Annotated in this window: 17 protein-coding genes; 10 read left to right on the top strand and 7 right to left on the bottom strand. The window is 71.3% G+C overall.

The window, feature by feature from the left end:
* Window positions 1–31: 31 nt before the first annotated feature.
* Window positions 32–1,750, bottom strand: coding sequence for a trypsin-like serine protease (locus AB0C38_RS38795; protein ID WP_360682826.1), 1,719 nt, complete (start codon window positions 1,748–1,750; stop codon window positions 32–34).
* A gap of 269 nt (window positions 1,751–2,019) precedes the next feature.
* Between AB0C38_RS38795 and AB0C38_RS38790 the strand changes: the two genes are divergently transcribed.
* From AB0C38_RS38790 to AB0C38_RS38780, 3 genes are read left to right on the top strand one after another with little or no spacing between them, the layout of a single operon-like run.
* Complete coding sequence (locus AB0C38_RS38790) at window positions 2,020–2,772, top strand: SDR family oxidoreductase (RefSeq protein WP_360682824.1); 753 nt, start codon at window positions 2,020–2,022, stop codon at window positions 2,770–2,772.
* Window positions 2,769–3,539 carry an SDR family oxidoreductase gene (locus AB0C38_RS38785; RefSeq protein WP_360682822.1) on the top strand — a complete coding sequence of 257 codons (771 nt, stop codon included), beginning with the start codon at window positions 2,769–2,771 and terminating at the stop codon, window positions 3,537–3,539. Before AB0C38_RS38790 ends, AB0C38_RS38785 begins: the two co-directional genes overlap by 4 nt.
* The gene (locus AB0C38_RS38780; RefSeq protein ID WP_360682820.1) at window positions 3,536–5,083 is read left to right on the top strand and encodes a carboxyl transferase domain-containing protein; all 1,548 of its coding nucleotides are present in this window, start codon (window positions 3,536–3,538) and stop codon (window positions 5,081–5,083) included. The genes AB0C38_RS38785 and AB0C38_RS38780 overlap by 4 nt, the downstream gene beginning before the upstream one ends.
* Here the strand turns inward: AB0C38_RS38780 and AB0C38_RS38775 are convergent.
* Window positions 5,080–5,595 (bottom strand): dihydrofolate reductase family protein, encoded by a 516-nt coding sequence (locus tag AB0C38_RS38775; RefSeq protein ID WP_360682818.1) that lies wholly within the window; start codon window positions 5,593–5,595, stop codon window positions 5,080–5,082. The genes AB0C38_RS38780 and AB0C38_RS38775 overlap by 4 nt on opposite strands.
* Window positions 5,596–5,787: 192 nt before the next feature.
* On the opposite strand from AB0C38_RS38775, the gene AB0C38_RS38770 reads away from it, so the two are divergent.
* On the top strand, window positions 5,788–8,442 hold the full coding sequence (locus tag AB0C38_RS38770) for a lectin (protein ID WP_360682816.1): 2,655 nt from the start codon (window positions 5,788–5,790) through the stop codon (window positions 8,440–8,442).
* Window positions 8,443–8,478: 36 nt separating this feature from the next.
* Window positions 8,479–8,730, top strand: coding sequence for a hypothetical protein (locus AB0C38_RS38765; RefSeq protein WP_360682814.1), 252 nt, complete (start codon window positions 8,479–8,481; stop codon window positions 8,728–8,730).
* A gap of 10 nt (window positions 8,731–8,740) precedes the next feature.
* Here AB0C38_RS38765 and AB0C38_RS38760 read toward each other — a convergent pair whose 3' ends face one another.
* From AB0C38_RS38760 to AB0C38_RS38745, 4 genes are all read right to left on the bottom strand, one after another.
* Window positions 8,741–10,060, bottom strand: coding sequence for a DUF4474 domain-containing protein (locus AB0C38_RS38760; protein ID WP_360682812.1), 1,320 nt, complete (start codon window positions 10,058–10,060; stop codon window positions 8,741–8,743).
* Window positions 10,057–10,365, bottom strand: a complete 309-nt coding sequence (locus AB0C38_RS38755) for a hypothetical protein (RefSeq protein ID WP_360682810.1) — start codon at window positions 10,363–10,365, stop codon at window positions 10,057–10,059. Before AB0C38_RS38755 ends, AB0C38_RS38760 begins: the two co-directional genes overlap by 4 nt.
* Before the next feature lie 67 nt (window positions 10,366–10,432).
* Entirely contained in the window at window positions 10,433–11,230 is a 798-nt protein-coding gene (locus tag AB0C38_RS38750; RefSeq protein ID WP_360682808.1) for an enoyl-CoA hydratase-related protein, read from the bottom strand.
* Window positions 11,231–11,260: 30 nt separating this feature from the next.
* Entirely contained in the window at window positions 11,261–11,767 is a 507-nt protein-coding gene (locus AB0C38_RS38745) for a hypothetical protein (protein ID WP_360682806.1), read from the bottom strand.
* Between the two features lie 37 nt (window positions 11,768–11,804).
* Between AB0C38_RS38745 and AB0C38_RS38740 the strand changes: the two genes are divergently transcribed.
* The gene (locus tag AB0C38_RS38740) at window positions 11,805–12,239 is read left to right on the top strand and encodes a MarR family transcriptional regulator (protein ID WP_360682804.1); all 435 of its coding nucleotides are present in this window, start codon (window positions 11,805–11,807) and stop codon (window positions 12,237–12,239) included.
* Window positions 12,240–12,341: 102 nt separating this feature from the next.
* The gene (locus tag AB0C38_RS38735) at window positions 12,342–15,407 is read left to right on the top strand and encodes a glycoside hydrolase family 2 TIM barrel-domain containing protein (protein ID WP_360682802.1); all 3,066 of its coding nucleotides are present in this window, start codon (window positions 12,342–12,344) and stop codon (window positions 15,405–15,407) included.
* A gap of 3 nt (window positions 15,408–15,410) precedes the next feature.
* Here the strand turns inward: AB0C38_RS38735 and AB0C38_RS38730 are convergent, their stop codons facing one another.
* On the bottom strand, window positions 15,411–16,214 hold the full coding sequence (locus AB0C38_RS38730) for a hypothetical protein (RefSeq protein WP_360682800.1): 804 nt from the start codon (window positions 16,212–16,214) through the stop codon (window positions 15,411–15,413).
* A gap of 288 nt (window positions 16,215–16,502) precedes the next feature.
* On the opposite strand from AB0C38_RS38730, the gene AB0C38_RS38725 reads away from it, so the two are divergent.
* Genes AB0C38_RS38725 through AB0C38_RS38715 form a run of 3 tightly spaced genes read left to right on the top strand, consistent with a single transcriptional unit; the run spans window position 16,503 to window position 19,791 of the window.
* On the top strand, window positions 16,503–18,155 hold the full coding sequence (locus AB0C38_RS38725; RefSeq protein ID WP_360682798.1) for an AMP-binding protein: 1,653 nt from the start codon (window positions 16,503–16,505) through the stop codon (window positions 18,153–18,155).
* A complete protein-coding gene (locus AB0C38_RS38720) occupies window positions 18,155–19,123 on the top strand; it encodes a phosphotriesterase-related protein (protein WP_360682796.1) in 969 nt (322 codons plus the stop codon). The genes AB0C38_RS38725 and AB0C38_RS38720 overlap by 1 nt, the downstream gene beginning before the upstream one ends.
* Before the next feature lie 44 nt (window positions 19,124–19,167).
* Window positions 19,168–19,791 (top strand): TetR/AcrR family transcriptional regulator, encoded by a 624-nt coding sequence (locus AB0C38_RS38715; protein WP_360682794.1) that lies wholly within the window; start codon window positions 19,168–19,170, stop codon window positions 19,789–19,791.
* The last annotated feature ends 6 nt before the right edge of the window (window positions 19,792–19,797 follow it).

Genomic DNA, 19,797 nt, shown 5'->3' with positions numbered 1-19,797 from the left:
TAAAGTCCGCCCCGGCCACCCGTGACGAAGATCATCTTCCTCGCCGGACAGCACGCAGGGTGGCCACGAAGAAGCCGTCAAAGGGTCGCCCGGGGTCCCAGGCCGACAGGCCGATCACGATGGGCGAAGAGAACGTCTGCGCCCCCGCGCCCGGTGCGCGGACGAATGTGCCGGTGTGCACGTAGGCGTTCAGCGCGCCGGCCGGGGTCGTGCCGATGATGTCCGGGTGGTGGTCGCCGTTGAGGTCGCCGAGGGTGATCAGCTGCGTGGCGGTCCAGCCGGAGCCCACCCGGTAGGTGATCGGCTGGCGGGGCGTCCCGTCGGGGTCGGTGCCGTTCGCGAACTGGTCGAGCACCCCGAGGTCGTTCGGCCCGCCGGCGTAGTCGGTGACCAGGAACAGGTCGGCCTTGCCGTCGCCGGTGAAGTCGGCGAACCCGCTGGGGACGATCTCCTTCTCGCCGGTGGCGACCTTGGTCCGCCCGGCCAGCGTGGCGAGCCCGTTGAACCCGTTGTTGACGTAACCCCACAGGTCGAGCTGGGACGGGTCACTGGCGGCCGAGACGCCGAACACCTCGGCTTTGCCGTCCCCGGTCGTGTCGGCGGCGAAGACGGTGCGGTAGGCGTTCCAGCCGGACTGCCCGATCAGGACGCGCCCGTTCAGGGTGTTGACCGGCCCGTCGATCTTGCCCGTGCCGAGGTAGCCCCAGAGCGCGCCGTCGGCGTCGCGGGCGAGCACGTCGGCGATGCCGTCGCCGTTGAGGTCCGCCTGCTGCAGCAGGTTGTAGACGTTCCAGCCGGTACCGATGGTGACACCGGGCTTGTAGGTGTCCTTGTCCACGACGGTGCTGAGCCGGTTCTCGTAGCCGAAGAGCATGCCGTCCCGGGAGCGCCGGGTGATCAGGTCGCTGGCGGCCTTCCCGGTGAGCGACCCGGAGTGCCCGGTCGCGCCCGCCGCCCGCACCGCGTTGCCCGTGCCCTGGTGGACGACGGAGCCGGCGCCCGGCAGGAAGTACCACGAGTTGAACGGGTCGACCTGGTAGCGGATCCAGCCGGCGAGGTCGTCGGTCCGGGTCGCGGTGGACCCCTGCCGCGTGGTGGTCTCGCCGAAGCAGCCGTGCTGCCAGGAGGTGCTGTTCACCCCGGTCAGCGCCCCGGTCGCGGTGAGCACCGGACCGCCGGCGTCGCCCTTGCAGGTGTCCGCGGTTCCGGTCATGGCCAGGGTCGTCGCGGTGCTGCCGGTCACGGTGAAGCCGGCGGAGTGCGGCAGCGCCGGGACCCACTGGTCGTCGGTGCGGCCGAAGCCCGCCGCGCTCGTGGTCGCGCCCACGTCCGCCGGGCTCTCGCTCAGCGACGGCGGCAGGACGCTGGTGATCTTGTACGCCAGCTTGACGAGCGCGACGTCCCGCCCACCGGGAGCGACGACGCGGGTGACGGCCACCGGGAACTTCCCGAGCACGGTCACTTCGGCCGCCGGGGTGGTCGCGGGGATCCGGTAGTCGCCCGCGGCCGTGGCGCCGAAGCAGCTCGCGGCCGTGAGGACCCACTGCGGGGCCACCAGCGCGCCGGAGCAGGCGTGGCCGCCGGCCCCGGTGCCGCCCACCTGGACCGCGGCCAGGTACGGCCGGCTCGCGGAGGTGGTTTCGGTGCCCCCGGCGACCGCGGCGGCGGGTCCGGCCGCGACGGTCATCGCGACCCCCACGGCGACCGCCGTGACGGCTTTCCGGGCATGGTTCGACGATCTGTGGATCACGGGTCCCCCAAGGATTCGGCCGCGGTGATCCCTCCCGGATCCGCGACGCCGGAGCAAGTATGGGGGCGGCGGCGGGGGAAACTCACCGGCCGCCGTTGTGGTATGGATCACGCTAACAAAGGGCTCTTCCTCGGCGATGGCGGCTCCGCCACGGGCTTTGCGGGTGTGAGGGGCGTCGGCTTGAGTGGAGGGGCGCATCGCGCATAATGAGCACCTGACCGACCGCTTAGCATGTGCCGGGTACCACACCGCGAAGGAGACACACTGCCGTGAACTCGTTCAAGGATCGCGTCGCGATCGTCACCGGGGCGAGCCGGGGCATCGGCCTCGGGATCGCGAAGACGCTCGTCGAGCGCGGGGCCAAGGTGTGCATCACCGCGCGCAAGCCCGAGGCCCTCGAAGAGGCGGTCAACGAGCTCGGCGGGCCCGACGTCGCCATGTTCGTGCCGGGCAAGGCCGACGACACCGACCACCAGGACGAGGCGGTCGCGAAGACGATCGAGACCTTCGGCCGGCTCGACTACCTGGTCAACAACACCGGCATCAACCCCGTCTACGGGCCCACCCTCGACATCGATCCCGCCGCAGCCGCGAAGATCCTCGGCGTCAACGTCCTCGCGCCGCTCGGCTGGACCAAGCGCGCCCGCGACGCGTGGATGGGGGAGCACGGCGGTGCCGTCGTCAACGTCGCCTCCGTCGCCGGCCTGGGCGCGTCGCCCGGCATCGGCATGTACGGCGTCAGCAAGGCCGCGCTGATCCGGCTGACCGTCGAGCTCGGCGCCGAGCTGGGCCCGAAGATCCGCGTCAACGCCGTCGCCCCCGCCGTCGTCAAGACCAAGTTCGCCACCGCGCTCTACGAAGGCCGCGAAGAGGAGGTGTCGGCGGCCTACCCGATGAAGCGCCTCGGCGTGCCGGCCGACATCGCCGGCGCCGTCGCGTTCCTGCTGTCCGACGACGCGAGCTGGATCACCGGCCAGACGATGGTGCTCGACGGCGGCGTGACCCTGGGCGGTGGCCTGTGACCGGCGTCGTCGTCACCGGGGGCGGCGGGGGCATCGGTGCCGCGCTGGCCCGCCGCTTCGCCGCGGGCGGTGCGCAGGTGGTCGTCGCCGACCTCGACGGCGACAAGGCCGGCGAGATCGCGAAAGAGGTCGGCGGGACGGCGTTCGTCGGGGACGTCGCGAGCGTCGACGGCGTCGCGAAGCTGGTCGAGAGCGCGCGCGAGACCCTCGGCGAGATCGACATCTTCTGCGCCAACGCGGGCATCGCGCCCTTCGGCGGCCCGGAAAGCCCCGAGGAGGTCTGGGCGCGCACGTGGGACGTCAACGTGATGGCGCACGTCCGCGCGGCCACCCTGCTGCTGCCCGCGTGGCTCGAGCGCGGCCAGGGGCACTTCATCGCGACGGTGTCGGCCGCCGGGTTGCTCACCAGCCTCGGCTCGGCGCCGTACTCGGTGACCAAGCACGGCGCGCTGGCGTTCGCCGAATACCTGTCGGCGACCTACCGGCACCGCGGCATCACCGTGCAGGCGATCTGCCCGCAGGGCGTGCGCACCGCGATGCTGGAGAGCACCGGCACCGCCGGCCGGCTGCTGATGGGCGCGTCCGCGATCGAGCCCGAGCAGGTGGCGGACGCACTGTTCGCGGCCATCGACGAGAAGCGGTTCCTGGTGCTGCCGCACCCCGAGGTCGCGGACTACTACGCGGCCCGCGCGACCCAGCCCGACCGCTGGCTCGGCGGGATGAACAAGCTGCAGCGCAAGGTCGAAGCGGCCCTCGAGGCGGAATGAACTGGCAGCCGGAGGTCGACGAGATCGCGCGGCGGCGCGAGCTGGCCGAGCGCATGGGCGGGCCGGAGAAGGTGGCCCGCCAGCACGCGGCCGGGCGCTCGACGGTCCGCGAGCGGATCGCCGCCCTCGTCGACCCCGGCAGCTTCGACGAGATCGGCGCACTCGCCGGCACCGCGTCCTATGTGGACGGCGAGCTGGCGTCGTTCACCCCGGCCAACTTCGTCATCGGCACCGCGAAGCTCGACGGCCGGCGCGTGGCGATCGGCGGCGACGACTTCACCGTCCGCGGTGGGGCCGCCGACGCCGCGATCATGGAGAAGCAGGTCTACGCCGAGCGGCTCGCGAACGAGCTCCGGCTGCCGATGGTGCGGCTGATCGAGGGCACCGGGGGCGGCGGCAGCGTCAAGATGCTGGAGCAGCACGGCTTCACCTACGTCCCGGTCAACCCGGGCTGGGACCTCGTGGTGGACAACCTCTCGACGGTGCCGGTGGTCGCGCTCTGCCTGGGCCCGGTCGCCGGGCTCGGCGCCGCGCGGGCGGTGATGGCGCACCTGAACGTCCTGGTCGAGGGCGCCGGGCAGCTGTTCGTCGCCGGGCCGCCGGTCGTCAAGCACGCGACGGGGGAGGACCTCACCAAGGAGGAGCTGGGCGGCGCCGACGTCCACCGGCGCAGCGGCGCGGTCGACCGGATCGTGGCCTCGGAGGCCGAGGCGTTCGCGGTGCTGAAACAGTTCCTGTCCTACCTGCCGTCCTCTGTGGACGCATTGCCGCCGGTCGGGTCCACCTCGGACCCGGTGGACCGGCGGGACGAGGCGCTGCTGTCGCTGGTGCCCCGCAACCGGCGGCACCCGTACCGGCTGCGGCCCCTGCTCGACGGCGTCTTCGACGAAGGCTCGGTGTTCGACTACGCCGTGTCGGGCGGCTCGGCCTACGCGGGACTCGCGCGGCTGAACGGGCACCCGGTCGGCGTGCTGGCCACCGATCCCTACCGCGGCGCGACGTTGACGCCGGAGGGCGCCGACGTCATGACCCGGCTCGTCGACCTCTGCGAGACGTTCCACCTGCCGCTGGTGTCCCTGACCGACCAGGCGGGCATGGTGATCGGCGCGGCCGCCGAGCGCGCGGGCGCGATCCGGCAGGGCGCCCGCGCGGTGACCGCGGTCTACCAGGCGCGCGTCCCGATGGCCGAGGTGATCGTCCGGCGCGTGTTCGGCGTCGGCGGCGCGGGCCAGGTCAACCGGCACCGGCTGGTCCGCCGCTGGGCGTGGCCGTCCGGCGACTGGGGTTCGCTGCCGGTCGAGGGCGGCATCGAAGCGGCCTACCGCGCGGAACTCGACGCCGCCGACGACCGGGAGGCGCGGATCGAGGAGATCCGCGCCCGCCTGGACGCCGTGCGCTCGCCGTTCCGCACGGCGGAGCGCTTCTCGGTCGACGACGTCATCGACCCGCGCGAGACCCGCGCGCGGCTGTGCGACTGGGTGCCGGACGCTTACGCCGTGCTGCCGAAGCTGGTGGGCCGCCCGTCCTTCGGCATGCGGCCTTAGCGCACGCGGTACCAGTTCGGCCGCAGCGGTTCCAGTCCGACGGGCTTGCCGCCGGGGTGGTCGAACATCCGCACGCCGTCGCCGAGCAGGACCGGGACGGGCATCGCCAGGATCTCGTCGAGCAGGCCGGCTTGGAGGCACTGCCGGGCGATGTCCGCGCCGAGGACGTTGACGTACTTGCCGCCCGCCGCTTCCTTCGCCGCGGCGACCGCGCCGACAAGGTTGTCGACGAACGTGACGCCGGGCGCGGGGGCTGCCGGGCGGTGGGTGAGCACGAACTGCGGTCCCTCCCAGCCGCCGCCGAAGGCCTTGCCCTCCCGCTCGGGGTCGCCGCGGTGCGGGTCGTCGCCGCCGAACGTCCGGCGGCCGACGAGCAGCGCGCCGATCTCGGGGATCAGCTCGTCGACCAGCGGGTCGGGCCCGAGGTACGGGGTCAGCCACGACATGTCGCCGCCGGGGCCGGCGATGAAGCCGTCGACCGAGCAGCTGAAGCCGTAGAGCAGTTTCGCCATGGGTGTCTCCTTGGGGCGGTTTGGCGGACTTCAGTACTGACGGCGGCGGCCGGAAAAGTCATCGGCTTCACCCGGTCGTGTCCGGAAAGCGACAGGATCACCACGGACCGTTGACAACGGTGTCAGCCCGCGAGGACCGTTCCGGAACGCAGCGGCTGAACTACTTGTGCTCAAAGGCGAAGGACAAGTGACATGGTCTTGCGTTCCCTCATGCGGCTGTCCGCCGTCACCATCCTGGCCGTCGCCGGCCTGATCCCGGTACCCGCTTCGGCGGCGCCCCTGGTCACCGATCCGGCGTCGCTGGTGAACCCCTTCATCGGCACCTCCAACGCCGCCGACGACTTCCCCGGCGCGGACGTCCCGTTCGGGATGGTCCAGTGGAGCCCCGACACGCCCAGCCGGCCCGACGGCGGCGGGTACGAGTACAAGGACTCGTCCATCACCGGCTTCAGCCTGACGCACCTGTCCGGCCCGGGCTGCGGCGCGGACGGCGACGTCCCGATCCTGCCGACGGTCGGCGCGGTGAACACCGGCGCGAGCGTGTCCTTCAGCCACAGCAACGAAACCGCGAGTCCGGGGGCCTATTCGGTGGGCCTCGGCAACGGCGTGACGACCGAGCTGACCACCGCGCTGCGGTCGGGGATCGGCCGGTTCACGTTCCCGTCGACGGCCCAGGCGAACCTGCAGTTCAAGCTCAACGGCAGCCAGAACGGCACGTCGAACCAGACGTGGACGGTGGTCAGCCCGACCGAAGTGTCCGGTTCGGTCACGTCCGGGCACTTCTGCGGCGCCGGGTTCACCTACACGCTCTACTTCGACGTCGTCTTCGACCGCGCGTTCAGCTCCAGCGGCACGGCCGCGGCCGCCGCGGTGACCCCGAAGGCCGCACCCGGGAAGCTGCACGGAACGGCGGCCACCGCGGCGGCTCCGGCGGCCGGGCCGGGCAGCGCGTACGTCCGGTTCGACACCACCAGCAACCCCACAGTCCAGGCCAAGGTCGGCATCTCCTACGTCTCGGTGGCCAACGCGGTCGCGAACCGCGCGGCCGACATCCCGGCGTTCGACTTCGCCGCGACCAAGCAGGCCGCGCACGACAGCTGGAACTCCCTGCTCGGCCGGATCCAGGTCGCCGGCGGCACCGCGGCGCAGCAACGCGTCTTCTACACCGCGCTGTACCACTCGCTGTTGCACCCCAACGTCTTCTCCGACCGCAACGGCCAGTACATCGGCTTCGACAACCAGGTGCACACCGTCGCGAGTGGACACTCGGCGCACTACGCCAACTTCTCCGGCTGGGACATCTACCGCACACAGGCGCAACTGACCGCGTTGCTGGCGCCGGCGCAGACGAGCGACATGGCGCAGTCGATGCTCGCCGACTACGCCCAGGGCGGCGGGCTGCCCAAGTGGTCGCAGAATAACGGCGAGACGTACGTGATGGTCGGCGATCCCGGCACCGCGATCCTCGCGAGCTACTACGCCTTCGGGGCCCGGAACTTCGACACCTCGGCGGCGCTGCAGGCGATGCTGAAGGAAGCGAGCACGCTGAACAACGTCCGGCCGGGGCTCAACGCGACCAACGCGCCGGGGTACCTCCCGGCGAACGGCACCTACCAGTGCTGCAACTTCTACGGCCCGGTCTCGACGCAGCTCGAGTACGACACGGCGGACTTCGCGCTCTCGGCGTTCGCCGGGGCGCTGGGGGACACCGCGAACCAGGCGTTCTACGCCGGCCGCGCGCAGAACTGGAAGAACACCTTCAACCCGGCCACCGGGTTCATGCAGCCCAAGGACGCGGGCGGCGGCTGGACCGCCGGCTTCAACCCGGCGAGCGGGTCGAACTTCGTCGAAGGCACGTCGTGGCAGTACACCGGCATGGTGCCGTTCAACGTGGCGGGCCTCGCCGCGGCGCGCGGCGGCAACGCATCGCTGGTCAGCTACCTCGACAGCGTGCTGGCCGGGTTCCACGGCAGCGGCGGGACGCAGGCCGACCTCGGCAACGAGCCGAGCCTGGAGCTGCCGTGGGAGTACGACTACGTCGGGCAGCCGTACAAGACGCAGAAGGTCGTCCGGCAGGTGCAGGACCAGATCTGGACCGACGCGCCGGGCGGGCTGGCGGGCAACGACGACCTCGGCGCGATGAGCGCGTGGTACGTGTTCTCGGCGCTGGGCTTCTACCCGATGACGCCGGGGACGGCGGACCTGGCGCTGGGCAGCCCGCTGTTCACGCAGGCGGTGGTGACGCTCCCGAGCGGCACCACTTTGACGGTGAACGCCCCGGTGGCGGCGGACAACGCTCCGTACGTCCAAAGCGCTTCCTGGAACGGCGCGGCGTGGAACAACGCGTATGCGCCGACGTCGGCTCTCACGTCGGGCGGGACGCTCGGTTTCGCCTTGGGGACGTCGGCGAACACGTCCTGGGCGGCGTCGAACCCGCCGCCGTCCTACGACGGGACGTTGCCGCACCTGGGCCCGCTGACGTCGGGCGTCGCGGGCAAGTGCGCGGACGTGGCCACCAGCGGTACCGCGAACGGGACGCACGTGCAGCTGTACACGTGCAACAGCTCCGGGGCGCAGAAGTGGTTCGCGGCTTCCGACGGGTCTTTGCAGGCCCAGGGCGGCTGCCTGGACGTGAGCAACAGCGGCACGGCGAACGGCACGAAGGTCCAGCTGTGGCAGTGCAACTCGAGCGGCGCCCAGAAGTGGCAGGCGGGGACGGGCGGCTCGCTGGTGAACCCGCAGTCGGGCCGGTGCCTGGACGACCCGGGCAGCACGACGACGGACGGGACGCAGCTGCAGATCTACGACTGCAACCAGAGCGCGGCCCAGAAGTGGACCCACGGCTGACCAGCCGCGGCAGACCCGGGCCTCTAGGCTGAGCGCATGACCGACTCGACCCCGGCGGAGCTGGCCCGCACCCTGCAGGGCCAGGCCAGAAGCGCCGCGACCACGGCCCTGCGCGAAGGGCTGGAAGACATCGAAGCCCGGCACGGTCAGCACACCGCCGACGAGGTCGCCGCCCTGATCGACGTCGCCGGGGTGTTCGAGGGCCTCACCGACCGCCCGGCCCCCGTTCGCGGGGACGACCGGGACGACGACGGGGCGTGGGAGTTCAAGCCGCTGACCGGCTACTGAGCCGCGGCCGTCACCGCTGCCAGTCGTAGCTCAGCGTGGGCGGGTCGTCGGTTCCCTTGTGGACGGTGAGGTGCTGCTCGGGGTGCGCCGCGGCGTACCGGGTCATCTCGTCGTACAGCCGGTCGCGCATGTCCGTGTCGCGCACCTCGAGCGTGGCGCGCTGGCCGAGTGCGTCGGGGTTCACGCTCGGGTCGGTGCGGATCGCCAGGTTCCAGAAGTGCCGTTTGTCGGTGCCGTCGGCGCCCTGGCCGTCGTTGGTGAAGTAGACCTCGCCGGTCGTCTTGTCGTAGATCTGCTGGGTCACCTTGATCTGGTCGTCGCCCTGGGCGGCGGAGTAGTAGCCGTCGGGGTGGTCGTCCCCGGGTTCGCGGGTGTAGAACCCGACTTCGCCGCCGTACGCCCCGCCGAAGCCGTAGCTGCCCTTCCACAGCTCCAGCCGGTACTGCTTGCCGGTCTTCGGGTCGGTGAACTCCATGTTGTCGCCGCCGTCGCTGGTGTGGTCGAGCTTCGCGCCGATGACGGGTTCCAGCTTGTCGTAGATGTCGTGCCAGCCGAGGTAGCTCTGCACGGAGTGCTCGCCGGTGGTGTAGAAGTCGCCGTTCTCGTCGTACTTGAAGCCGAAGTAGTCGTAGATCACCTGGGCCACGTCGGGGTCCTGCATGATCTTGTCCCAGTCGCCCGCGAGCAGGGCGAGCCGCAGTTCCGGGTTCTTCGCCACCAGCGCGGCCAGGGCGGGCAGCTCGCGGAGCAGGATCGCGGCGATCTCGGCGGGGTTGCGCTTCTCGGAGCCCGCCAGCTCCCAGATCTGCCCGGTCTTGTTGCGCAGCTTCAGGCCCTCGGCGAGCAGGACGGCGTCGTAGGTGGTGACGGCCAGCTGCAGGTCGGCCAGCAGGACCAGGGCTTCGGCCTTGATGACCTTGTCCTGCGCCCAGGCGAAGACGAGGTTGCCCTTGCCGTGCCCGAGGTCGTGCCAGATCTTGTCGAGCTTGGTCCGGAGGGCGTCGGCGCGCTCGCGCTTGTCCCGGGCTTCCGACTGGGCCTTCGCCAGCGCGTCGCGGATCACCTCGAACGACCTCGCCGACTCCTCGAGGTCGTCGGCCTGCTCGTCGCGGTTCTTCTTGAAGGCGTCGAGCGAGTTCAGCGCGGCTTCGCCGGCGCCGCCCTGCCAGCCTTCACCCAGTTCGACACGGACGCTCTCGATCAGCGCCTTGGCGTCCTTGACGGCTTCCTTCGTGGTCCGGCAGGCGCGGGCTCGGTCGTCCAAGTCGGTGGTGCTGCCGGTTTCGACCTGGCCGGCGAGATCGTGGATCCGGTCGAAGACGCCGGTCACCGGTCGATCCGCCCGAGGCTGGTGTCGAGGCCCTTCAAGAACGCGTCGCTCGCCCCGGCGTCGGTGGCGTGGTAGGCCTTGGCGGCGGCGTTGATGCTCTCGACCAGGCTTGCGACCTGCTGCTCCGCGGCCTGCAGGTCTTCTTGCCGGGTGGCGAGCCAGACGCCGTAGTCGCCCGCGAACCCGGCGGCCCGGGCGGTGGTCCCGACATTCGGCGACCCCCCGGCGGCGAGGGCGGGCGCCGTCCCCTCGCCGAGCTTGGCGGCCGCCTTGCGGATGCCCTCGACGTCGACCTCGAACCCCACCGGTTTCCTCCCCGTGTGACACGATCTGTCGGCAATGTAACAGTCGTGCCCCGGTGACGTGGGGTTTTCAGCCTGCGGGGTAGGGCGGGAACTTGGGCTCGCGCCGCTCGTTCCAGCTGGCCAGCCCCTCGGCCAGCTCGGGACGGCCGAACGACTCGATCATCAACGCCGTCGCCTCGCGCGCCGCGTCTTCCAGGGGCAGTAACGACTCCCGCGTGAACTGGCCCTTCATCACCGCCATCGACCGAGGCGCGCTGTAGGTGGCCAGCTCGGTCGCGTACGCGTGGGCCCGCAGCGGCAGCTCCTCCGCCGGGACCACCTCCTGGACCAGGCCGTACTCCAGCGCCTGCTCCGCCGTGAACGTCCGTCCCGACAGCAGCAGGTCCCGCGCCCGGCCCTGGCCCACCAGTGACGGCAGCAGCTTCGCGATCCCGTACTCCGCGATCAGCCCGCGGCGGGAGAACGCCGTGGTGAACTTCGCGCCCGCCGCGGCGAACCGGACGTCCGCCGCGCACGCGATCACGAATCCCAGGCCCGCGCAGCCGCCGTTGATCGCCGCCACCACCGGGACGCCGACCGTCGATGCCGCCAGGACGTCGCGGAAGTTCTCGTGCCCGCCTCCGGATGCCGGGGGAGTGGCCGCGATGTCGTCCAGCAACCCCAGGTCCGCGCCCGGGCAGAACGCCCGGCCCGCGCCCGTGACCACCACCGCCCGGACCGACGGATCCGCGTCCGCCTCCCGCAGCAGCCCGCCGTAGCGGGCCTGCATCGGCACGTCCATCGCGTTGCTGCGGTCCGGTTTGTCGAACGTCAGCGTGGCGACCGGGCCGTCCGCCGCGTACCGCACTCCGTCCACAGTGGACATGGCTGCCTCCTCGGGGGTCGGCTGCTCATACTAAGCGGTCGCTTGGGGATCCGTCACGCGCCGGGCGTGGAACCGCTGGCGGACGCGGGGTGCCGGCGACCCCGGCGCGGTCTCCTCGGCCCGCCATTCGAAGCTGCCGGACGTCAGTTCGGAGAAGATCCACGACCGGCCCTCGGCGTCGAGCCGGAACCCGTCCGGTGTCGGCGAGCCGATGAACGGGATCACCCAGCCGCGCCCCGGGCCGAGCCACGTCGAGCGGAACGCCTCGATCGCCGGGTCGTAGAACCGCAGGCTCATGCCCCATTCGCCGTCCAGTCCTTCGGCTGCCCGCGTCGCGCGCGACGGGCTGATCCACACGTCCGACAGGGCCCGGCCGTCGAGCGCCCAGGCGAAGTGCCACTCGCCGTCGGTGACGTCGACGCCGCCGTCGTCGCGCACGTTCTCCACGACCAGCGACCAGCTGCCGAGCAGGGGTGCGAACACGGCCAGCCGGGCGGCGAGCTCGGGCCGGGGCGCGTCAGCGAAGAAAGGTATCATGACATCATGCTGTCACTATGGCAGTATGCTGTCCACCATGAACGAGGTCACCGCCTACCGCGAGCTCATCGCCGACGTCTACGAGCTGGCCGGGCTGAGCCGCCGGATCAGCGAGCGGGAAGCCGCGGCACACGACACGACCGTCGCGCGCTGGCACGTGCTCAGCGCCGTCTCCGGCGAGCCGCTGACGGTCCCCGCGATCGGGCGGCGGCTCGGCCTGGTCCGGCAGGCCGTCCAGCGGGTCGTCGACGACCTCGTCGAGGCCGGCCAGCTCCGCGTGGAGCCGAACCCCGCGCACCGGCGCTCGCCGCTGTTCGCGTGCACGCCTGAGGGTAAGGGCGTGCTCGACCGCTTGTGGGCCGCGAGCGAACCCGGCCGGCGCGAAACCCTGGCCGCGGCGGGGGTCACCGCGAGCGACCTCCGGCAGGCGCGCGCGGTGCTCGCCAAGGTGATCGGCGCCGTGCGGGACTGATCAACAAGAAGTTCGAAATTATCGAACTTTTTGTTGATCGGGAAACCCTTGTGCGATAGTGCTTTCCGCCCGCACGTCGCCGCCGCCGGAAGGGACTTCCCGATGTCGAACGAAGAGCCGAGCGGCTTCAGCAGACGGCTGGTCCTGGGCGGGCTCGGTGCCGCCGTGGTCACCTCCGCGGTCGCGCCCGCCGCCCGCGCCGCCGGAACGCCGCCGGCCCTCGCACTCGTCGGCCGGACCACCGACCTGACCGACGGCTGGCGGTTCGCCCTCGCGAACCCCGACGGCGTCACCGACCCGGACGGCCGCTTCGCCGAGGCCGCGAACCCGGCGTACGACGACTCGGGCTGGCAGGTCGTCGACGTCCCCCACGACTGGAGCATCGAGCTCCCGCCGACCGGAACCGGCACCGTCAGCTCGTCCGGCTTCTTCCGCGGCGGCCTCGGCTGGTACCGCAAGACGTTCACCCTGCCGCCCTCGCTCGCCGGCAAACGGGTCTCGGTCGAGTTCGACGGGGTTTATTCGGACGCGCATGTTCACGTGAACGGTGAGCTGCTCGGCAACCACCCGTACGCCTACACCGGCTTCGCCTTCGACCTCACCGGCCGGCTGCACACCGACGGCCGGACCCCGAACGTCCTCGCCGTGCGGGCGGTGAACCCGCTGCCCAGCAGCCGCTGGTACTCCGGCAGCGGGATCTACCGGAAGGTCCGGCTGGTCGTCACCGAGCCGGTGCACGTCGCCCGGCACGGCACCTTCGTCACCACGCCCGGCATCGCCGCCGGCCGCGGCACCGTGCGGGTGACGACGGACGTCGTGAACGAGTCCGCCGGAGCGCTGGCGGCCGAGGTGCGGACCACGGTCACCGATCCGGCGGGCCGGGTGGTGGCGAAGGGCACGGCGACCGTGCCGGTGCCCGCGGGGCAGACCACCACGGCGGTCACCACGCAGAGCGTCGGCGGTCCCCAGCTGTGGTCCGTCGAGAAGCCCCGGCTGTACCGCGTCCGCACCGACGTCGTCGTCGCCGGGCGCGTACTCGACACGACCACGACGGACTTCGGCTTCCGGTACACGGAGTTCCACCCGGAGAACGGGTTCTCGCTCAACGGCGTGCCGATGAAGCTGCGCGGGGTCAACCTGCATTCGAGCCAGGGCGCGCTCGGCGCCGTGATCGACCCCGCCGCGCTGGAGCGGCAGCTGCGGCTGATGCTCGCGATGGGCGTCAACGCGCTGCGGACCGCGCACAACCCGCCCGCGCGAGAACTGGTGGCGGCCTGCGACCGGCTCGGGATCCTGATGATGGTCGAGGCGTTCGACTGCTGGCGGACCGGCAAGGTCGAGTTCGACTACCACCGCGACTTCGACGCGTGGAGCGCACGCGACATCGCCGAAATGGTGCACGCGGCCAAGAACTCGCCGTCGGTCGTGCTCTGGTCGATCGGCAACGAGGTGCCGGACGCGTCGATGGCCGGCGGCCCGGAGATCGCGGCGGGGCTGATCGCGGTGGTCCGCGGGATCGACAGCACCCGGCCGGTGATCATGGGCTCGGACCGTTACCGCAGCGTGCCCGCGGCCGGTTCGCCCCAGGACCTGATCCTGCGGCAGCTCGACGGCCTCGGCGTCAACTACAACACCGCGCAGTCGATCGACGGGCTGCACGCGCAGTACCCGGACAAGTTCTTCTTCGAGTCCGAGTCGTCGTCGGAGACCTCGACGCGCGGGGTGTACCAGGACCCGGACCTGCTCAACACGGGGGAGAACCACACGCCTGGCAAGCGGTCGACGTCGTCGTACGACAACAACCTGGCCTCATGGACGTTCAGCGGCGAGTACTCGCTGAAGAAGGACCGCGACCGGAAGTTCTGCCTGGGCCAGTTCCTCTGGGCCGGCCAGGACTACCTCGGTGAGCCGACGCCCTACGACGTCTTCCCGGTCAAGACGTCGTTCTTCGGCGCGGTCGACAGCGCGGGCCTGCCCAAGGACGCCTTCCACCTCTTCCGCAGCCAGTGGATCACCGCGCCGATGGTCCACCTGGCGCCGATGGACTGGACGACCCACCGCCCCGGCGACCCCGTCGCGGTGTGGGTCTACTCCACCGTGGACACCGTCGAGCTGGTCCTCAACGGACGTTCGCTCGGCGTCAAGAAGTTCGACCGGAAGACCACTGTGGACGGACGGCCGTATCTGGAGACGACCGAGCCCGCCGGCGACGACAAGAACGATCCCTCGGGCAGCTACACCAGCCCGAACGGCAGCTCCGGCAAGCTGCACCTGACGTGGACCGTGCCGTTCGAACCCGGGACGCTCACCGCGATCGCCCGCTCCGGCGGGCGTGAGGTGGCCCGCGACCGGCTCGTCACGGCCGGACCGCCGCGCGCGGTCAAGCTGACCGCCGAGCCGCGCGGCGACGGCGCGATGGCGTTCGTGACGGCGTCGGTCGTGGACTCCCGTGGCGTGGTCGTGCCCGGTGGTGAGCCGGTGCTGCGGTTCACCGTCGGCGGGCCGGGGCGGGTCGCCGGCGTGGACAACGGCCGGCAGGAGCTCGCGCAGAGCTACCAGCAGCCGACGATCCCCGCGTTCCGCGGTCAGGCTGTCGCCGTCATCGCCGCGACCGGCGGCCGGGGCCCGATCACCGTCACGGCGAGCGCGCCGGGCCTGACGCCGGGGAAGACCACGGTGCCGGGGACGAACCTCGGGCAGCGCAACGGCCCCGGCGCACGGGCCGTCGAGCGGCCCGTGCCGCCGGTCGTCCTGGCCGCCGACGCGAGCTATTCGGGTGCCCCGGACACGCTGCCCGCGGCGATGCTGGACGGCGACCCGGCCACCGGCTGGTCGAACTTCTACCGCAAGCAGGCGACCGCGACCTTGCCCGCGGTGAGCCGGCCGCGGCCGGAAGACTGGGTGTCCCTGGCCTGGCCGAGGCCGCAGCGCTTCGGCACGGTCATGGCGAACTTCGTCCTCGACGCGACGTTGGTGCGGCCGGAGACCGTGGAGGTCGCCTACCGGACGGCCCGCGGCTTCGAGCAGGTGCGCGGCCTGAAGATCACGTGGGGGACCGGCTCGAACGACCCGACGACGTTCTCGTTCGAGCCGGTCACCACCACGGAGGTCCGGATCACGATGAAGACCCGGGGCTTCCTGCGCATCAGCGCACTCGTGGCCCGCTGACCCTCAGAGGCCGCAGGGGGCGAGCGCGTCGAGGCCCTGCGGTTTGTCGGCGGTGCGGCCGATGGCGGTCGCGATGCGGTTGATCGTCGCGACGCGCTTGTCTTCGAGCGGGCCGAGGATGGCGTTCTGCACGAAGTTGGGTCCGCCCTGCCCGGCGGTGGTGACGAGCCGGTTGTTCGCTTCGGCGATCTGGGTGTTCAGCAGGTCGAGGTTGCGCTGGACCTCGGCCTGCGCTTGGGCGGGAATCGCCGGGAGCCGGCTTTCCACGTCGGGGCACGAGATCTGCCCGGCATCGGTACCGGTGTTCCCGGTGTTCCCGGTCTCGCCGGTGCCTGGTGCCGGTGCGGTCGACACCGTGCCGGCGCCGGTGTCGGCCTGCCCGCCCAGCGAGCACGTCGCGAGCCCGCCGAGGTTCTGCGGCTTCTCGCCCTGGCGGCCGATGGCGATGGCGATCCGGTCGATCGTCGACGTCCGCTTGTCCGCCAGCGGCCCCAGGATCGCGTTCTGGACGAAGTTGGGGCCGCCCTGCCCGGCGGTGGTGACGAGGCGGTTGTTGGCTTCGGCGATCTGCGTGTTCAGCAGGTCGAGGTTGCGCTGGACCTCGGCCTGGGCCTGGGCGGGGATCGCGGGGAGCTGCGAGGCGACGTCCGGGCAGCTGATCTGCCCGCCCGTGGCGGCGTTGGCGGCGCCGGGTTCGCCCACGGTCGTGGCGATGACCAGCGCGCCGGCCGCGAGGGCGAGGCCGAGGGCCGCCGTCGCGATCTTCGTGCGCCGGGACAGGCGGTGTCGTCCACCGGTAGCAGGCATGAATCACTCCAAGTTAGCGTGAACATAGAGGGTCCACACGGGCAGCGCGCGGTTGTTCCGAATGGTGCGGCCGAACCGGCCGCGAACATCATCGTGGCTGCTCCACCAGGGATTTGTCCAGAGTGAAACGGTGAACGGAGAGAAGGTGAACCATTTCGAACCGGCGTCCGTGTAAAGCGGTGAAAGGCGAGTTCTGCATTTCCGTGGCGGCGCCGGGTCTTGACGCGGACCGCCATGGCCTCCTAGCGTCGCCATACCGACCGGTCGGTGTCCAAAGGAGGTCACTGGATGAGCTGGTACGACGCGAAGCCCTGGCTCGCGAGCTACGACGAACGGGTGCGGACGGCCGAACCGGCGAAGCCGACGACGCTGCCCGAGTCGTTCCGCCGTGCGGTGGACCACGTCCCCGACCGGGCCGCGATCGCGTACTTCGACGCGCGGCTGAGCTACCGCGAGGTCGACGAGCTCTCCGATGGCGTCGCCCGCTACCTCACGAAGAACGGCTTCGGCCGCGGTGACCGGCTCGCCCTGGTGCTGCAGAACATCCCGCAGTTCGTGATCGCGCTGCTCGGTGCGTGGAAGGCCGGCGGGATCGTGGTGCCGGTCAACCCGATGTACCGCGAGCGCGAGCTCACCCACGTCTTCACCGACGCCGGGGTCAAAGCGGTTGTCTGCTCGCAACGCGGCTGGAACGCCTACATCGGCAAGACCGCGGCCGAAAACAGCGTCGGCATCGCCCTCACCACCAGCGAGCTGGAGTTCCAGACCCGCGACGACGAGCGCGTCCTGGGAAAGGTCACCCGGGAAGAGACCCCGGGTGCGGAAGAGCTCCTCGAAGCCGCCGCCACGCCCGGCCCGAAGCCGCCGGAACCCGCCTTCGCGCTCGACGACACCGCGCTGATCAGCTACACCTCCGGCACCAGCGGCACGCCGAAGGGCGCCACCAACACCCACGGCAACATCGGCATCAACGCCGCCGGGCTCGGCTCGTTCAGCGGCCTTCCCGAGGGCTCGACCCTCTTCGGGCTCGCGCCGCTGTTCCACATCACCGGCATGGTCTGCGAAGTCGGCTCCGCGATCGACATCGGAGGCACGCTCGCTCTCGCCTACCGCTTCGACGCCGGGGTCGTGCTCGACGCCTTCCTGGAGCACCGGCCGTCCTACACGGTCGGGCCGTCGACGGCCTACATGGCCCTGATGGCCCACCCGTCCTTCAGCAGTGACCACTTCGCGTCGTTCGCGCTGCTCTACTCCGGCGGCGCCGCGCTGCCGCCCGCCGTCGTCGAGACCTTCCGCGCGAGGACCGGGCACTACATCCACAACGGCTACGGCCTCACCGAGACGACGGCCGGCTGCGTCGTCGTCCCCGGCACCCTCGAGGCGCCGATCGACCCGGCGTCCGGCACGATCTCGATCGGCCTGCCGGTGCCGGACACGATCGTCCGGATCCTCGGCGAGAACGGCGAAGAACTGCCGTTCGGGCAGGCGGGCGAGATCGCGGTCGAGGGCCCGATGGTCGTCTCCGGCTACTGGAACCGCCCGGACGCCACGGCCGAGGCGCTGCCCGGCGGCCGGCTGCTCACCGGCGACATCGGGTTCATGGACGACCGCGGCTGGGTCTACGTCGTCGACCGCAAGAAGGACATGATCAACGCGTCCGGCTTCAAGGTCTGGCCGCGCGAGGTCGAGGACGTCCTGTACACGCACCCGGCCGTGCGCGAGGCCGCCGTCGTCGGGATCGCCGACGAGTACCGCGGCGAGACGGTCAAGGCGTACGTCAGTCCCGCGCCCGGCGTGACCGCCGATCCGGCGGAACTGGTGGCCTGGTGCAAGGAACGGCTCGCCGCCTACAAGTACCCGCGCACCATCGAGGTCCTCGACGAGCTGCCGAAGACCACCAGCGGGAAGATCCTGCGCCGCGAACTGCGGGCGAGGGGCTGATGGTCGAGACGGTCCGCGGCGCGATCGCGCCGGAAGCGCTGGGCAAGGTCCTGATGCACGAACACCTCTTCGTGCTCAGCCCCGAGTTCGCCGTCAACTACCCGGACCACGAAGGCTTCAAGGAGGAAGAGCACGTCCCCGAGGCGATCCGGCGGCTCAAGGAGCTGAAGGCGGCCGGGATCGACACGATCGTCGACCCGACGGTGATCGGCCTGGGCCGCTACATCCCGCGCGTGCAGCGGGTCGCCGCCGAGGTCGAGGTCAACATCGTCGTCGCGACCGGGCTCTACACCTACTACGACGTGCCGCACTACCTGCACTTCCGCGGGCCCGGCACGATGCTGGAGGGCGAGGACCCGCTCGTCGGGCTGTTCGTCGGCGACATCCGCGAGGGCATCGCCGGCACCGGCGTCAAGGCCGGGCTGCTCAAGTGCGCCACCGACGAGCCCGGCGTGACGCCCGGGGTCGAGCGCGTGCTGCGCGCGGTGGCGAAGGCGCACGCCGAGACCGGCGCGCCGATCATGACGCACACGCACGCCGGCACGCGGCGCGGGCTGGAGCAGCAGGCGATCTTCGCAGCCGAAGGCGTCGACCTGAGCCGCGTGCTGCTCGGGCACTCCGGCGACTCGGCGGACCTGGGCTACCTGACCGAGCTGGCCGACCGCGGCTCGCTGCTCGGCATGGACCGGTTCGGCCTCGACCTGCTGCTGCCGTTCGAGGACCGGGTGAACACCGTCGCCGCGATGTGCGAACGCGGCTACGCGGGCAGCATGGTGCTCTCGCACGACGCGTCCTGCTACACCGACTGGCTGCCCGCCGAGCAGCTGCCCACGCTCACGCCCAACTGGCACTACCTGCACATCACCCGGGACGTGCTGCCCGCATTGCGGGAACGCGGGGTGTCCGAAGCGGACCTCACCACGATGCTCGTCGACAACCCGCGGCGGTTCCTGACCTGGGCGGGGTGAGCCGTTATCCTGATGCGTCCTGATTCGGAGAGGGGGTACTTGCCGTGACCCGAGCAAGCACCCGCAAGCCGGGCGAGGCGGCCGGCGACGACCAGGCCGCCGTGCCCCGGCGGCTGCTGGAGCACGCCACGAAGCTGTTCGCCAAGAAGGGCTTCGACCGCACGTCCGTCCAGGAGATCGTCGAAGCCGCGGGCGTCACCAAGGGCGCGATGTACCACTACTTCGGCTCGAAGGACGACCTGCTCTACGAGATCTACGCCCGCGTCCTGCGCGAGCAGACCCGCCAGCTGGAGAGCGTCGCCTCGTCGGACGCCCCGCTGCGCGAACGGCTCGCGGCCGCCGCGTCCGACGTCGTGGTGTCCAGCATCGACAACCTCGACGACAACACGATCTTCCTGCAGTCGATGCACCAGCTGTCCCCGGACAAGCGGAAGGCGGTCCGCGCCGAGCGCCGCAAGTACCACGAGCGCTTCCGCGGCCTGGTCGAGGAAGGGCAGGCGACGGGGGAGTTCCGCACCGACAAGCCGGCCGACGTGGTCGTCGACTTCTTCTTCGGGTCGGTCCACCACCTGGGCTCGTGGTACCGCCGCGGGGGCACGCTCTCGGCGCGGCAGGTGGGGGACCACTACGCGGACCTGCTCTTGGACGCCCTCCGCCCACCTGGTTGATTGGCG

The organism is Amycolatopsis sp. NPDC048633, from assembly GCF_040650695.1.
Lineage (GTDB): Bacteria > Actinomycetota > Actinomycetes > Mycobacteriales > Pseudonocardiaceae > Amycolatopsis.
The sequence above is the reverse complement of the archived record's forward strand: the minus strand, read 5'-3'. Positions and strand labels throughout refer to the sequence as shown.

Bases quoted from the DNA above. Each gene is read 5' to 3' on its own strand.
- AB0C38_RS38725 (WP_360682798.1), top strand. From the start codon at position 16,503: ATGAGCTGGTACGACGCGAAGCCCTGGCTCGCGAGCTACGACGAACGG.
- AB0C38_RS38745 (WP_360682806.1), bottom strand. From the start codon at position 11,767: ATGATACCTTTCTTCGCTGACGCGCCCCGGCCCGAGCTCGCCGCCCGG.
- AB0C38_RS38750 (WP_360682808.1), bottom strand. From the start codon at position 11,230: ATGTCCACTGTGGACGGAGTGCGGTACGCGGCGGACGGCCCGGTCGCC.
- AB0C38_RS38770 (WP_360682816.1), top strand. From the start codon at position 5,788: ATGGTCTTGCGTTCCCTCATGCGGCTGTCCGCCGTCACCATCCTGGCC.
- AB0C38_RS38735 (WP_360682802.1), top strand. From the start codon at position 12,342: ATGTCGAACGAAGAGCCGAGCGGCTTCAGCAGACGGCTGGTCCTGGGC.
- AB0C38_RS38730 (WP_360682800.1), bottom strand. From the start codon at position 16,214: ATGCCTGCTACCGGTGGACGACACCGCCTGTCCCGGCGCACGAAGATC.
- AB0C38_RS38740 (WP_360682804.1), top strand. From the start codon at position 11,805: ATGAACGAGGTCACCGCCTACCGCGAGCTCATCGCCGACGTCTACGAG.
- AB0C38_RS38765 (WP_360682814.1), top strand. From the start codon at position 8,479: ATGACCGACTCGACCCCGGCGGAGCTGGCCCGCACCCTGCAGGGCCAG.
- AB0C38_RS38775 (WP_360682818.1), bottom strand. From the start codon at position 5,595: ATGGCGAAACTGCTCTACGGCTTCAGCTGCTCGGTCGACGGCTTCATC.
- AB0C38_RS38720 (WP_360682796.1), top strand. From the start codon at position 18,155: ATGGTCGAGACGGTCCGCGGCGCGATCGCGCCGGAAGCGCTGGGCAAG.
- AB0C38_RS38780 (WP_360682820.1), top strand. From the start codon at position 3,536: ATGAACTGGCAGCCGGAGGTCGACGAGATCGCGCGGCGGCGCGAGCTG.